The sequence below is a fragment of the Streptomyces sp. P13-3-3 genome (assembly GCF_050571355.1).
GTDB classification, from domain to species: Bacteria; Actinomycetota; Actinomycetes; order Streptomycetales; family Streptomycetaceae; genus Streptomyces; species Streptomyces althioticus.
The window spans coordinates 220,648-233,911 of the sequence record NZ_CP192229.1 but is presented as its reverse complement, the minus strand read 5'-3'; the positions used below and the strand labels follow the sequence as shown (position 1 = coordinate 233,911).

The 13,264-nt window shown below is 74.5% G+C and carries 12 protein-coding genes; 6 read left to right on the top strand and 6 right to left on the bottom strand.

Annotation, left to right across the window (positions count from 1 at the left end):
• Positions 1-9: 9 nt before the first annotated feature.
• Together ACQZOG_RS27425 and ACQZOG_RS27420 are read right to left on the bottom strand one after the other, a co-directional pair.
• Complete coding sequence (locus ACQZOG_RS27425) at positions 10-2,190, bottom strand: serine/threonine-protein kinase (RefSeq protein ID WP_033276468.1); 2,181 nt, start codon at positions 2,188-2,190, stop codon at positions 10-12.
• A 117-nt stretch (positions 2,191-2,307) separates the two neighbouring features.
• Entirely contained in the window at positions 2,308-2,679 is a 372-nt protein-coding gene (locus ACQZOG_RS27420; RefSeq protein ID WP_430741915.1) for a ferredoxin, read from the bottom strand.
• Between the two features lie 146 nt (positions 2,680-2,825).
• On the opposite strand from ACQZOG_RS27420, the gene ACQZOG_RS27415 reads away from it, so the two are divergent.
• Positions 2,826-3,188 carry a DUF6479 family protein gene (locus ACQZOG_RS27415; RefSeq protein ID WP_401454241.1) on the top strand — a complete coding sequence of 121 codons (363 nt, stop codon included), beginning with the start codon at positions 2,826-2,828 and terminating at the stop codon, positions 3,186-3,188.
• A gap of 86 nt (positions 3,189-3,274) precedes the next feature.
• Here ACQZOG_RS27415 and ACQZOG_RS27410 read toward each other — a convergent pair whose 3' ends face one another.
• Positions 3,275-3,775, bottom strand: coding sequence for an NUDIX domain-containing protein (locus tag ACQZOG_RS27410; RefSeq protein ID WP_033276471.1), 501 nt, complete (start codon positions 3,773-3,775; stop codon positions 3,275-3,277).
• A 143-nt stretch (positions 3,776-3,918) separates the two neighbouring features.
• On the opposite strand from ACQZOG_RS27410, the gene ACQZOG_RS27405 reads away from it, so the two are divergent.
• From ACQZOG_RS27405 to ACQZOG_RS27385, 5 genes are all read left to right on the top strand, one after another.
• Positions 3,919-4,425, top strand: a complete 507-nt coding sequence (locus ACQZOG_RS27405) for a SigE family RNA polymerase sigma factor (RefSeq protein WP_033276472.1) — start codon at positions 3,919-3,921, stop codon at positions 4,423-4,425.
• A gap of 11 nt (positions 4,426-4,436) precedes the next feature.
• A complete protein-coding gene (locus tag ACQZOG_RS27400) occupies positions 4,437-4,922 on the top strand; it encodes a hypothetical protein (protein ID WP_033276473.1) in 486 nt (161 codons plus the stop codon).
• A 152-nt stretch (positions 4,923-5,074) separates the two neighbouring features.
• Complete coding sequence (locus tag ACQZOG_RS27395) at positions 5,075-6,322, top strand: glycosyltransferase (RefSeq protein ID WP_359520570.1); 1,248 nt, start codon at positions 5,075-5,077, stop codon at positions 6,320-6,322.
• Entirely contained in the window at positions 6,319-7,584 is a 1,266-nt protein-coding gene (locus ACQZOG_RS27390) for a hypothetical protein (protein ID WP_387759258.1), read from the top strand. The genes ACQZOG_RS27395 and ACQZOG_RS27390 overlap by 4 nt, the downstream gene beginning before the upstream one ends.
• A 168-nt stretch (positions 7,585-7,752) precedes the next feature.
• The gene (locus ACQZOG_RS27385; protein WP_078492750.1) at positions 7,753-8,034 is read left to right on the top strand and encodes a hypothetical protein; all 282 of its coding nucleotides are present in this window, start codon (positions 7,753-7,755) and stop codon (positions 8,032-8,034) included.
• A 73-nt stretch (positions 8,035-8,107) separates the two neighbouring features.
• Here the strand turns inward: ACQZOG_RS27385 and ACQZOG_RS27380 are convergent, their stop codons facing one another.
• The 3 genes from ACQZOG_RS27380 to ACQZOG_RS27370 form a co-directional block, all read right to left on the bottom strand.
• Positions 8,108-9,133, bottom strand: coding sequence for a hemolysin family protein (locus ACQZOG_RS27380; RefSeq protein WP_033276477.1), 1,026 nt, complete (start codon positions 9,131-9,133; stop codon positions 8,108-8,110).
• Positions 9,130-10,464 (bottom strand): hemolysin family protein, encoded by a 1,335-nt coding sequence (locus ACQZOG_RS27375; protein ID WP_033276478.1) that lies wholly within the window; start codon positions 10,462-10,464, stop codon positions 9,130-9,132. Before ACQZOG_RS27375 ends, ACQZOG_RS27380 begins: the two co-directional genes overlap by 4 nt.
• A 209-nt stretch (positions 10,465-10,673) precedes the next feature.
• Positions 10,674-13,058, bottom strand: coding sequence for a phosphoketolase family protein (locus ACQZOG_RS27370; protein WP_033276479.1), 2,385 nt, complete (start codon positions 13,056-13,058; stop codon positions 10,674-10,676).
• Positions 13,059-13,264: the final 206 nt, after the last annotated feature.

Genomic DNA, 13,264 nt, shown 5'->3' with positions numbered 1-13,264 from the left:
CGAACCGGACTACGCGCCTCCGGCCAGGCCGTGTCCCCGCGGTGACGCCACCCGCCCGTACAGGTCCGCCGCCTCCCTGAGGTGGCCGAGACGCTCCAGGCAGTGCGCCTCGTCCTCGCGGGCGGTGAGTGTGTCGGGGTGGTCCGCGCCGAGGAGGCGCTCCCGGGCGTCGGCCACCCGCCGGTACTCGGTGAGCGCGTGCGCCCAGTCGCCCAGCCAGCCCAGCGCGACGGCGACCTCCCGGCGGCTGACCAGGGTGTCGGGGTGCTCGGCGCCCAGCACCCGTTCCCGCAGGGCGGCCACCTCGCGGGACTCGGCGAGGGCGTCCGTCCACCGGCCCAGCCGGCCGAGGGCGACGCCGGCTCCGTGCCGGGCGCGCAGCGTCTCGGGGTGATGGGGGCCGTGCACCCGGGTGCGGTCGACGACCAGGCGGCGGTACACGTCGAGGGCCTGCCCGACGCGGCCGAGGCGCCCGAGGCCGACGCCCACCTCGTGCCGGGCGGCGAGGGTGTCCGCGTGGTCGGGGCCGAGGACGCGGGTGCGGATCACGGCCACGTCGCGGTAGGTCTCCAGGGCTTCCTTCCAGCGGCCCAGGCGCCCGAGGACGTAGGCGACCTCGCAGCGGGTGACGAGGGTGTCGGGGTGCTCGGGTCCGAGCACCCGGGAGCGCGCCTCGGCCACCTCGCACGCCATGGTGTGGGCGTCCTCGAGGCGGCCGAGTCTGCTGAGGTTGAAGGCGAGGTTGTGGCGGCAGCGCAGGGTGTCGGGGTGGTCGGGGCCCGTGGTCCGCTCGCGGGCCTCCAGCACCGACAGGTACACGCGGTGGGCGTCCGCCGGACGGCCGAGCTGGGCGAGGACGTAGCCCATCTCCTGGCGGGCGGCGAGGGTGTCGGGGTGGTCGGGCCCGAGGACGCGGATCCGGGCCTCGGCGACGTCCTTGTAGGCGCGCAGGGCGTCGGCGGGCCGGCCGGTGCGGCCGAGGGTGAACGCCACCTCGTAGCGGCTGGCGAGGGTGTCCCGGTGGTCCGGGCCGAGGAGGCGCTCGCGTGCGGCGGCGACCTCGCCGTGCAGTTCGCCCGCCTCCTCCCAGCGGCCGAGGCGGCCGAGGCGGAGGGCGGCGTGGTGGCGCTCGGAGAGGGCGGTCAGCGCGGTCGGCGACGGGCTGGGCCGGGCGGCGCCTCCGGAGTCGGGCGGCGTGGCTCCGGCGGCGCGGACGGCGTTCACACCCCGCGTCCAGGACGGCAGCCGCTCGGGGCGTTCCGCCGCACCGGCCGTACGCCCGGCGGAAGGGCCGCCCGCGGGGCCGGGGAGCGCAGGGCGTCCGGCCGTACCGGGCGCGGAGCGCAATTCGCCGACGAGGGCGGCGAGTTCGAGCGCGCTGCCCGGCCGGTCGGCCGGGTCCTTGGCCAGCAGGTCGAGGATGACGCGGTCCAGCCGCTCGGGCAGTTCCGCGCGGTGGCGGCGCGGCGGCCGGGGCGGGGTGTCGCGGTGGCCGACGAGGACCGCCCAGGCGTCGTCCAGGTCGAACGGCGGTGCCCCGGTGGCGATCTCGTAGAGCACGCATCCGAAGGAGTACAGGTCGCTGCGCCGGTCGACCTCCTCCCCGGCGATCTGCTCCGGCGACATGTAGTGCGGGGTGCCCATGGCGACGCCGGTGCCGGTGAGCCGGGAGGTGAAGCCGATGTCGTGCCCGAGGCGGGCGATGCCGAAGTCGCAGATCTTCACCGTGCCGTCGTCGAGCCGCACGATGTTGGCGGGCTTCAGGTCGCGGTGGACGACGCCCTGGTCGTGCGTGTAGGCGAGGGCGGCGGCCACCTGCGCGGCAACCTCCAGCACCTCGCCGACGGGCAGCGGATGGTGCTTGTTGTCCTCGAGGAGCCGGCTGAGGTCACGGCCCTGGAGCAGCTCCATGACCAGGTAGAGCACGCCGTCCGACTCGCCGAAGTCGTGCACCACGGTGATCCCGCGGTGCTGGAGCGAGGCCGCCACCCGCGCCTCGCGGCGGAACCTCTCGCGCAGCACCCGCCCGAACGACGGGTCGCGCTGCGGGCCGAGCGGGTCGAGGCACTTCACCGCCACCTGCCGGCCGAGCGACTCGTCGCGCGCCCGCCAGACCTCCCCCATGCCGCCGCGTCCGATGCGGTCCAGCAGCCGGTACCGGCCGCCGATCAGCCGTGTGTCGTCCCCCATGTCCTACGCCGCCCCCGTCGTAGTCCGTCCGACCTCCCCCTGTCTCGTCCAGTATGGCGACAACTCGCCCGAGTTTGTACGGGGCCGGGGGCGGCAGGGGCGGGGTGGAGCGGCGGGTCAGTTGAGGGTGTCGAGGAATTCGGTGCAGGCCCTGGCGCAGGCGCGGCAGGCCTCCGCCGTGCGTTCGGCGCCGAGGTGTCCGTCGAAGACGTGGGCGCTCTCCAGGCACACCTGTCGGCACCACTCGACCTGCATCCGGATGGTGGCCTCGTCGGCCTGGTTCTGCTCGGACAGCACCCGGCAGGTCGCGTCGCAGACCTCCGCGCACATGATGCCCCTGCGTCGTACGAGTTCCTGGTTCTCGGCGCCGTCGGGGTCCACGAGGCCGGCCCGGGTCGCGCAGGCCCTGGCGCACTCGGTGCAGGCCTGGGCGCAGGCGAACCGGTCCTCCAGGAACCGGAACAGCTCCTCCTGCGATGTCGTCGTCACACCGCGCGGGTTGCCGCCGCGCGGGGCGTCAAACCCGGTCCGGCCCGTCGCCGCAAGGGTTCCGCGGTGTCCCGTGGTCGGGTCCGTCGGGGGCGGGCTGGTTCGGGGCGAGGTCCCGGGGTACCCGCGAGGACATGATGAACGCTATGGAGACGGCCGACCTGGCGGCGGGACGCGGTGCCCTCGGCATCGGACTGGTGGTGGCGGGGATCGTGGTCCTGGCCCTGCTGATCGGCATGTTCCTGCTCGGCAGCCGCAAGGTACGCGACAACGACTCCCGGCGGCCCCGGCCCGACGAGCAGCCCCGGATGCCCGAGGGCGGCCCGGTCCGCGAGGTGCAGGAGCACAGGGAGCCGGAGGCGATGCCCCGGACCGACGAGCGGCTGACCCCGCACGAGCTGAAGGGCCACGGCAACGCCGGCACCCGCACCGGCGCCGCCGAGGGCCGCCCCCGCTGGGACGAGGGTGGCAGCGGCGGCTTCGGCAGCGGCGGGCCCGGCGCCCACTGACCCCCCGAGAACGGCCCCGGCGGACGCCGGGGCCGTTCTCGTATCGCCAGGGCTGTCGTACCACCGAGGCGACCCGCCCAAGGCGTTCAGCCCCGGACGACCGGCCCGTTCGGCACGTAGCCGAGGTCGACCGGAGCGGCCGGGGCGCCCGACCTCCGCACCCCGGCCAGCAGTTCCGGCAGCTGCGGCGGCCACAGCGGCTCGTGTCCGGCCGCGAGTTCGGCCGGCGACCACCAGCGCCACCGCTCGATCCTGTCCTCCGCGTGCGCGGCCGTGAGATCCCCGGCCGGCTCCCGGCGCGGGGCGTACGCGAGGTAGATGTGCTCGTGCTGGCGGACGGGCACCCCGGCCCGGGTGAAGTCGTGCTCCCAGAGACACAGCACGCCGTCCTCGATCACGAGGTCGCTCCATCCGGTCTCCTCCCGCACCTCCCGCTCGGCCGCCTCCAGGGGTGACTCGCCCGGCTCCATGCCGCCGCCGGGCATCGCCCAGTGCACGCCGACCTCGGGGTTGTCGTAGCGGAACAGGAAGACGGATCCCGTGGGGTCCAGCACCGCGACGCGTGCTGCTCTTCTGGGTGTGCGCATCGGATCAGCCTGACAGTGCCTCCGGGCGCTGTCACACGTGTTTCCGGACGTGAGGCGGGTCACAGCACTCTGCTGCATCGTTTCTCCCTCCCCAGTGTCTTCTTCCAGGTGCAAGGGCTTGTACGGACACGGGGCGGTAAGGGATGCAGCGGTTTCGGGCCGACGGCTTCGACGAGTTCGTGGCCGCCCGCTGGTCGGCGCTGCTGCATGTCGCGCGTCTGCTCACCGGCGGCGACCGCCAGCGCGCGGAGGACCTGGTGCAGGAGTCCCTGGTGAAGCTGTGGTTCGCCTGGCCGAAGGTCTGCGAGCAGGCGCCGGAGGCGTACGTCCGTCAGGTGCTGGTGCGGCTGGCCGCCCGCTCGGCCCGCCGGCGGTGGTGGGGTGAACGCCCGGTGGGCGAACTCCCCGACCGGCCGGGACCGGGCGACGTGTCCGCGGCCGTCGCCGAGCGCTCGCGCCTGGAGGCGGCGCTGGCCCTGCTGACGCCCCGTCAACGTGCCGCCGTGGTGCTGCGGTACTACGAGGACCTGCCCGAGGGCCAGGTGGCGCAGGCCCTCGGCTGTCCCGTGGGCACGGCCCGCTCCCACGCGTCCCGCGGTGTGGCGCGGCTGCGGGAGATCCTGTCCGACTCCGCCCGGCCCGTGAAGTGAGGGGAGCAGCGATGGACGACTTCGAGCGTGAGCTGACACGCATGATGCGCGAGGGCCGGGCGCACACCCCCTTCGACCCGGGGCGCCGCGCGCGCCTGTACGACGGCATCCGGGCCCGCCGGCGGACGCGGGTGCTGGTGCGGGCGGGCGGTTCCGCGCTCGCCGTGGCCGGGCTGAGTGTCGGCCTGGCGTTCCTGCCGCACCTCGGGTCCGGGCCCGCGCCGGCCGACCTGCCGCTGCCCGCGACCGGGTCGACCGCTCCCCCGCGCTCGGGCGGACCCACGGGGACGGCGTCCGGCACGGCGGAGCCGAGCACGTCGGCGCCGCCGACCCGGAGCACGGAGTCCGGCACGCCGGGCGGCTCCACGACGACCGTTCCGCCCATGACGGACCCCAGTTCGACGGCCTCGGGGTCCGTGTCCCCGGAGACGACGGAGTCCGGGACGTCGGCACCCGACGTGAACGGCACACCGACCTACCCGCCGCCGACCGGGTGACGTCCCGGAGGCGGCCGTGGGCCCGCCTCCGCTTCCCTTCGCTTCCCGCACCTCGGACCACCCGGCGGGCGTGCTTGGCATGCCCATACCAATCTCGGCCGACCCCGTTTCCCCCTTCGACCCCAGGCGTACGCCGGAAAGGGACCCGCCTCATGAGAACCGCCCGGCGGCCCGCACCGCCCCTCGATCCCGGGCTCCCCCGCCCCGAGCCCGTCCTGGAGGTGGTCGTGCCCGTGCACAACGAGGAGCACGACCTCGAACCGTGCGTCCGGCGGCTCCACGCGCACCTCGCGGAGACCTTCCCGTACCCGTTCCGGATCACGGTCGCCGACAACGCCAGCACCGACCGGACCCCGTGGATCGCCGCCCGTCTGGCCGGTGAGCTCCCGGGGACCCGATGGGTGCGGCTGGAGGAGAAGGGACGCGGACGCGCCCTGCACACCGTCTGGTCCCGCTCCCCCGCCCCCGTGCTGGCGTATCTCGACGTGGATCTGTCCACCGACCTGGCGGCGCTGCTGCCGCTGGTCGCCCCGCTGATCTCCGGCCACTCGGACCTCGCGATCGGCACCCGTCTCGCCCGGGGCTCCCGGGTGGTGCGCGGGCCGAAGCGGGAGATCATCTCCCGCTGCTACAACGGGCTGCTGCGCGGCACGCTCTCCGTCGGGTTCACCGACGCGCAGTGCGGGTTCAAGGCGGTCCGTCGCGAGGTCGCCGAGCGGCTGTTGCCGCTGGTGGAGGACCGCGAGTGGTTCTTCGACACGGAGCTGCTGGTGATCGCCGAGCGGGCCGGGCTGCGCATCCACGAGGTGCCGGTGGACTGGGTGGACGACCCCGACAGCCGGGTGGACCTGCTCCCCACGGCGCTCGCCGATCTGCGCGGCATGGCCCGGCTGGGGCGGGCGCTGGCGGGCGGGCGGCTGCCGCTGGCGGCGCTGGGCAGCGCCGGGACGGCGGCCGGCTCCGCCGCGGTCACCCCGCCCGGCCGGCTCGCGCAGTTGCTCCGCTTCGCCGCCGTGGGCGCCGCAAGCACACTGCTGCACCTGGGCCTGTACGTCCTGCTGCGGCCGACCGCCGGCGCCCAGGCGGGCAACGCGCTCGCCCTGCTCCTGTGCACCGTCCTCAACACCGCGGCCAACCGGCGCTTCACCTTCGGCGTGCGCGGACGCGCGGGGCTGCCCGCCCACCACCTCGGCGGGCTGGTGGCCCTGCTGGCCGGTCTCGCCGTCACGGGCGCCGCGCTGGCCGTCCTCCACCACGCCGTCCCCGGCGCCGGCCCGGGCGCGGAACTGCCGGTGCTGGCCGCCGCGAACCTCGCCGCCGCCCTGCTCCGCTTCCACCTGCTGCGCGCCTGGGTCCTCCCCGGCCGCCGCTCCCGCCGCACAACAGGGGCCACCTCATGAGCGCCACGACGACCCACCCCGGACCGGCGGCGGCCCCCTCCCCCGCGCCTTCCGGACCCGCGCCAAGCCGCCCGCACGACCGGCTGCGCCGTCTCGCCGCCCGCGTCGGGCCCGTCCTCGCCGTGTACGGCGTGCTCAAGCTGGCGGGCTTCACCGTCTTCATGCTGTTGCTGGACTCGGCCGGCGACTTCCGGGAGAAGCACCCCCGGTTCGGCGGCGGGGCGCACCCGTGGGACGTGCTGGGGAGCTGGGACGGCTGGTGGTACCAGCAGATCGCCCTGCACGGCTACGACCCCGCCCTGGAGCCGGTCCCCGGCGCGACCGGGATGATCACGCTGGAGGGCAACTCGGCGGCGTTCTTCCCGCTGTACCCGGCGCTGATGCGGCTGGTCTCGGAGGTCACCGGACTCGGCCCGTACGGCGCGGGGATGGCCGTGTCCGTGGTGTGCTCGTTCGTCGCCGCGCTCGGCGTCCACGCCGTGACCGCCCGGCTCGGCGGGCGCCGGGCCGGGCTGGTCGCCGTCGGCCTGTGGGCGGTGTGGCCGGGGTCGGGCACGGAGTGGGCGGTGTACTCCGAGTCGCTGTACACGGCGCTGGCCGCCTGGGCGTGCTGGGCCGTGGTGACCCGCCGCTGGGCGGCCGCCGGGGTGCTGGTCCTCGCCGCCGGGCTGACCCGGCCGACGGCGGTCGCCCTGGTCGCGGCGCTGGCCGTCGCGGGGCTGGTCGCGGTGGTCCGGCGGCGGGAGGACTGGCGTCAGCCGCTGGCCGCCGTGGTGATCGCCCCGCTCGGCGTGGCCGGCTACCTGGCCTGGGTGGGGTACCGGATGGGCGACTGGGGCGGCTACACCAAGCTCCAGGAGGGCGCCTGGGGGCACACCTTCGACTGGGGCCGGCACAGCCTCGACGTGCTGACCTCCGTGCCGGTGGGTCACTTCGACTACCTGTTCGCCATGCCGATGGAGGACGTCATCGGCGTCGGGGTGGTGCTGCTGGTGCCGGTGCTGACCGTGCTGCTGGTGCGGCTGCGTCCGCCGTCCGTGCTGGTCGTGTACACGGTGCTGTCGTACCTGACGGTGATGGGCACGCAGCAGTACTTCGGCAACGTCTCGCGCTATCTGCTGCCGCTGTTCCCGCTGTTCGTGCCGCTCGCCCTGGCCATGCGGCGGCTGAGCGGGCCCGTGCTGGCCGCGGTGCTGGGCACGGCGGCGGTGGCGTCGGGGTCGTACGCGGGGTACGTCCTGTTCGAGCTGGGCGTGCCGTAGGCCACCGGGTGGGTGGCGGCCCCGCGCAGTACGCTGAGCACAGCCGGCCACCGGGAGCTTTCCATGTGGAAACGCAGGAAGCACGTCCGTCGATCCGCCCCCGCCGCACCGGAGTTGTGCGATCTGTGCGGGAGAACGTTCCCTGCCGACGAGGCGGTGTGCGGGCATGTGGCCGACTCCTCGGCCGTGCTCCCCGACGACCCGCTGCACGACGGTCTGCGCCGCGTCACCGCGTGCTGCGAGCCCCACCTCGAGACGGTCCGCGCCGCCTACCGGGAGCGGCCCTTCGTCCAGGAGGAGCTGTGGGCGGGCAAGATCGGCCGTGTGCTGGCGTCCGGCCGCCCGGTCCTCACGATGACGGAGCTGGCCTGCCGTACGGGCCTCGACGAGCCCGACATCCGCCGCGCGATCGCCTGGCACAACGAGCGGCGGCGGCGCCTGGACGGATGACCGCACGCGCACATGACCGCGGCCCCGGCCGGACAGGTGTCCGGCCGGGGCCGCGGGGTGTCGCCGGGCGGGGTCAGGCCGGGGCCGGAGCCGCCGGGCCGACCAGTTCGGTCAGGACGTCCTCCATCGTCACGAAGCCGATGACCTTGCCGTTCTCGCCGACGGCCGCGGCGAGGTGGCTGCCCTCCGCGCGGAGCGCGGTGAGCGTGTCGTCGAGCGGGGTGTCGATGCGGACCCGGGTGACCTTGTGCAGCGCCGTGCGCGGGAACGGGCGGTCCCGTTCGGTCACGCCGAGGGTGTCCTTGATGTGCAGGTAGCCCAGGAGCGCGCCGTCGGGGCCGGTGACCGGGAAGCGGGACAGGCCCGCCCCGGCGGCCACCCGCTCCAGCCGCGCCGGGGTGACCGTGTGGTCGACGGTGTGCATCTTCCCGGCCGGGACGAGTATCTCGCCGACCGGGCGGGTGCCCAGCTCCAGCGCGTCCCGCAGCCGCTCCCCGTCCGCCGGGGTGAGCAGTCCGGCCTCACTGGAGTCGACGACCATCCGGGCGAGCTGGTCGTCGGTGAACACCGACTCCACCTCGTCCTTCGGCTCGACCCGCAGCAGCCGCAGCAGGACGTTGGCGAACGCGTTGATGCCGAACACGAAGGGCCGCAGCGCCCGGGTCAGCCACACCAGCGGCGGGCCCAGCAGCAGCGCGCTGGGCACGGGCGCGGCGAGCGCGACGTTCTTGGGCACCATCTCGCCGATCAGCATGTGCAGATACGTGGCGAGGGTCAGGGCGATCACGAAGGCGATCGGGTGGACCAGCGCGTCCGGGACGTTCACCGCCTCGAACGGCGGCTCCAGCAGGTGCGCGATGGCCGGTTCGGCGACCGCGCCGAGCACCAGCGACGACACCGTGATGCCGAGCTGGGCGGTGGCCATCATCGCGGACAGGTGCTCCAGCGCCCAGAGCGTCATCTTCGCGCGCTTCTCGCCCGCGAGGGCGCGCGGCTCGATCTGGCTGCGGCGCACCGAGATCAGGGCGAACTCGGCGCCCACGAAGAACGCGTTGGTGAGCAGGGTGAGGACGCCGATGGCGAGCTGCAGGACGGTCATCGGGCTTCCTCCAGGACCTCGGCCCGCACGGGGGCCGGGGCGGTGACGCGTATGCGGTCGGCGCGGTGGTGCTCGACCGCGAGCACGTCGAGCCGCCATCCGTCCACGTCCACGGAGTCACCCGCGACGGGGATCCGGGCGAGGCGGGTGGCGATCAGTCCGGCGACCGTCTCGTACGGGCCGTCCGGGGCGGTGAGGCCGAGGCGGGTGAGCCGGTCGAGCCGGAGGCCGCCGTCGGCGTCCCAGACCGCGCGGCCGTCGGCGGTGGCCGGTGCGGGCGCCAGCTCGGGCACCTCGACGGGGTCGTGCTCGTCGCGGACCTCGCCGACGACCTCCTCGACGATGTCCTCCACGGTGGCGACGCCGGCCGTGCCGCCGTACTCGTCGATGACGACGGCCATGGCGCGGTGGGCGCGCATGCGCTCCAGCAGCCGGTCGGCGGGGAGGCTGTCGGGGACCAGCAGGGGAGGCGTGGTCAGCTCGGTGACGGACGTGGCGGCGCGCCGCTCCGGCTCCAGGGCGAGCACGTCCCGGATGTGGACGGTGCCGACGACCTCGTCGAGGCTGTCGCGGTACACCGGGAAGCGGGACAGGCCGGTGGCGTGGCTGAGCGCGGCGGCGTCGGCGGCGGTGGCGTGCACCTCCAGGGCGCGGACGTCGACGCGCGGGGTCATCACGTTCTCGGCGGTCAGCTCGCTCAGGTGCAGCGTGCGGACGAACAGCTCCGCGGAGTCGGCCTCCAGGGCGCCCTCGGCGGCGGAGTGCCGGGCGAGCGCGCTCAGCTCCTCGGCGGTGCGGGCGGACGCCAGCTCCTCCGCGGGCTCCAGGCCGAAGCGGCGCACGAAGCGGTTCGCGGTGCCGTTGAGGTGGGTGATGAACGGGCCGAACGCGGCCGTGAAGGCGCGCTGCGGTCCGGCGACGACCTTGGCGACCGCCGCGGGGCGCGAGATGGCCCAGTTCTTCGGGACCAGCTCGCCGATCACCATCAGCACCACCGTGGACAGGGCCACACCGAGCAGGGTCGCCACGGTCGGGGCGGCGGAGCCGAGGCCGGCCGCCCGCAGCGGGCCGCGCAGCAGCGCGGCGAGGGACGGCTCGGCGAGCATGCCGATCACCAGGGAGGTGACCGTGATGCCGAGCTGGGCGCCTGACAGCTGGACCGTCAGGCGGCGTACGGCGGCCAGCGCACCGGCCGCGCCGCGCTCACCCGCGTCCGCTGCGCGCTCGAGTTCGGCGCGCTCGACGGTGGTGAGGGAGAACTCGGCCGCGACGAACACCGCGCAGGCCAGCGTCAGCAGCAGGGCGAGCAGGAGCAGCAGGATCTCGGTCACCGTGCCACCCCCGCTCCCTGACCGGCCGCGTGACGCGGACTGCGGGTGGTGGCACGGCTACTACTGGGAGGATCACCCATCGGGGGACCGTCGCTCCTTTTCGAACAGTACGAAGATGTGTGGAAACAGGATGGCCTGCTTCCACGCCAACTGTAAAGGACCCGCAAAACATCCCGCTCGTGTGTGACCTTCGACGCGGGGATGCCGGGTCAGCCGTCCCAGGTCCAGTCGGCGACCTCGGGCAGGTCGGTGCCGTGCTCGCGGATCCAGTCGTGGTGGCGCAGGCGGACGTCCTCCATCCGCTGCCGTACCGCGGCGGCCCGTACCGCGAGGCCCGGGACGCGGTCGATGACGTCCATCACCAGCCGGTAGCGGTCGAGGTCGTTGCGGACCACCATGTCGAACGGCGTGGTCGTGGTGCCGATCTCCTTGTAGCCGCGCACGTGCAGGTGGTGGTGCCCGGTGCGGCTGTAGGCGAGCCGGTGGATCAGCCACGGGTAGCCGTGGTACGCGAAGATCACCGGCTTGTCCGCGGTGAACAGGCCGTCGTACTCGAAGTCGGACATGCCGTGCGGGTGCTCCGCGCGGGGCAGCAGTCGGGCGATGTCGACGACGTTGACGACCCGCACGGCCAGCTCCGGCAGGTGCCGGCGCAGCAGCTGCGCGGCCGCCATGACCTCCTGGGTGGGGACGTCGCCCGCGCAGGCCAGCACCACGTCGGGTTCGCGGTCGCCGGTCTCGGTGCCCGCCCAGTCCCAGATGCCGGCGCCGCGCGCGCAGTGCGTCCGCGCGTCCTCCATGGACAGCCAGTCGAAGCAGGGCTGCTTGCCGGCCACGATCACGTTGACGTAGTCGCGGCTGCGCAGGCAGTGGTCGGCCACCGACAGCAGGGTGTTGGCGTCCGGCGGCAGGTAGACGCGTACGGCTTCCTGGCTCTTGTTGAGGATGTGGTCGACGAAGCCGGGGTCCTGGTGGGAGAAGCCGTTGTGGTCCTGGCGCCAGACGTGCGAGGTCAGCAGGTAGTTCAGTGAGGCGATGGGGGCGCGCCAGGGCAGGCGGCGGGTGACGCGCAGCCACTTGATGTGCTGGTTGACCATCGAGTCGACGATGTGCACGAACGCCTCGTAGCAGGAGAACAGGCCGTGCCGGCCGGTGAGGAGGTAGCCCTCCAGCCAGCCCTGGCAGGTGTGTTCGGAGAGGATCTCCATCACCCGGCCGTGCCGGTCGAGATCCTCGTCCACGTCGTACGTGCGGGCCTGCCACGCCTTGCCGCTCGCCTCGTACACGGCCTGGAGGCGGTTGGAGGCGGTCTCGTCGGGGCCGACCAGCCGGAAGTCGCGGCGGTCCGCGGTGGCCCGCATGACGTCCTGGAGGAGGTCGCCGAGGACACGGGTCGGCTCGTGCATCGTCGCGCCCGGCTTGTCGACGGTCACGGCGTGCCGCTCCAGCGGCGGCATCGGCAGCTCGCGCAGCATCAGCCCGCCGTTGGCGTACGGGGTGGAGCCGAGGCGGCGGGCGCCGGCGGGGACGCAGGCCAGGACGTCGGCGCGGGGGCGGCCGTCCTCGTCGAACAGTTCCTCGGGCCGGTACGACCGCAGCCACGCCTCCAGCTGCCGCAAGTGGTCGGGGTTGTCGCGGACTCCGGGCAGCGGCACCTGGTGGGCACGCCAGGTGTTCTCCACGGGCAGCCCGTCGACCTCGGCGGGCCCCGTCCAGCCCTTCGGGGTGCGCAGCACGATCATCGGCCAGCGGGGGCGTTCGGTCGCGCCGTCCTCGCGGGCGGCCCGCCGGATGGCGGCGATGCGGTCGAGGGCGGCGTCCATGGCGCGCGCCATCGACTGGTGCACGGAGGCCGGGTCGTCGCCGATCACGTGCAGCGGGTCGTGGCCGTAGCCCCTGAGCAGCGCGTCCAGTTCGTCGTCGGGGATGCGGGCCAGCACGGTCGGGTTGGCGATCTTGTAGCCGTTGAGGTGGAGGATCGGCAGGACGGCGCCGTCGTGGACGGGGTCGAGGAACTTGTTGGAGTGCCAGGAGGTCGCCAGCGGTCCGGTCTCCGCCTCGCCGTCGCCGACCACGCAGGCCACCACCAGGTCCGGGTGGTCGAGGGCAGCGCCGTACGCGTGCGACAGGGAGTAGCCGAGCTCGCCGCCCTCGTGGATGGAGCCGGGGGTCTCGGGGGCGACGTGGCTGGGGACGCCGCCGGGGAACGAGAACTGCTTGAACAGCCGCCCCATCCCCGCCGCGTCGCGCGTGATGTCGGGATACGTCTCGGTGTACGACCCCTCCAGCCAGGACCCGGCGACCACGGCCGGCCCTCCGTGCCCGGGCCCCCACACGCAGAGGGCGTCCAGGTCGCGGGCCTGGATCACCCGGTTGAGGTGGGTGTAGACGAGGTTCAGACCGGGCGAGGTGCCCCAGTGGCCGAGCAGCCGGGGCTTCACGTGCTCCGGACGCAGCGGCTCGGTGAGCAGGGGGTTCGCCATGAGGTAGATCTGGCCGACGGCCAGGTAGTTCGCGGCGCGCCAGTGCGCGTCCAGCGTCCTCAGCTCGTCGTCACCGAGCGGGTCGGAGGCCTGGTGCGTGTCGACGGACATCGTGGTGTCCTTCCACGTCGGGGGTGCGGGGTGGGGGCGGGCGGGGGTGCGTGGAGGTGCGTACCCTCCCCACCTTCCCCGGGGAAGGGGTGTCCCGACAGGGCCACGTGGGCCATTGAGGGGGCGGCGGTGCGGCGGGCGGGGGGTTGCGGGGCGGGGCGGGCCGTCGCCGGGTGCCGGCCGGGCGAGGCGCCCGCGGGCGCCGG

Bases quoted from the DNA above. Each gene is read 5' to 3' on its own strand.
- ACQZOG_RS27425 (WP_033276468.1), bottom strand. From the start codon at position 2,190: ATGGGGGACGACACACGGCTGATCGGCGGCCGGTACCGGCTGCTGGAC.
- ACQZOG_RS27415 (WP_401454241.1), top strand. From the start codon at position 2,826: ATGGAGACGGCCGACCTGGCGGCGGGACGCGGTGCCCTCGGCATCGGA.
- ACQZOG_RS27410 (WP_033276471.1), bottom strand. From the start codon at position 3,775: ATGCGCACACCCAGAAGAGCAGCACGCGTCGCGGTGCTGGACCCCACG.
- ACQZOG_RS27405 (WP_033276472.1), top strand. From the start codon at position 3,919: ATGCAGCGGTTTCGGGCCGACGGCTTCGACGAGTTCGTGGCCGCCCGC.
- ACQZOG_RS27400 (WP_033276473.1), top strand. From the start codon at position 4,437: ATGGACGACTTCGAGCGTGAGCTGACACGCATGATGCGCGAGGGCCGG.
- ACQZOG_RS27395 (WP_359520570.1), top strand. From the start codon at position 5,075: ATGAGAACCGCCCGGCGGCCCGCACCGCCCCTCGATCCCGGGCTCCCC.
- ACQZOG_RS27390 (WP_387759258.1), top strand. From the start codon at position 6,319: ATGAGCGCCACGACGACCCACCCCGGACCGGCGGCGGCCCCCTCCCCC.
- ACQZOG_RS27380 (WP_033276477.1), bottom strand. From the start codon at position 9,133: ATGACCGTCCTGCAGCTCGCCATCGGCGTCCTCACCCTGCTCACCAAC.
- ACQZOG_RS27370 (WP_033276479.1), bottom strand. From the start codon at position 13,058: ATGTCCGTCGACACGCACCAGGCCTCCGACCCGCTCGGTGACGACGAG.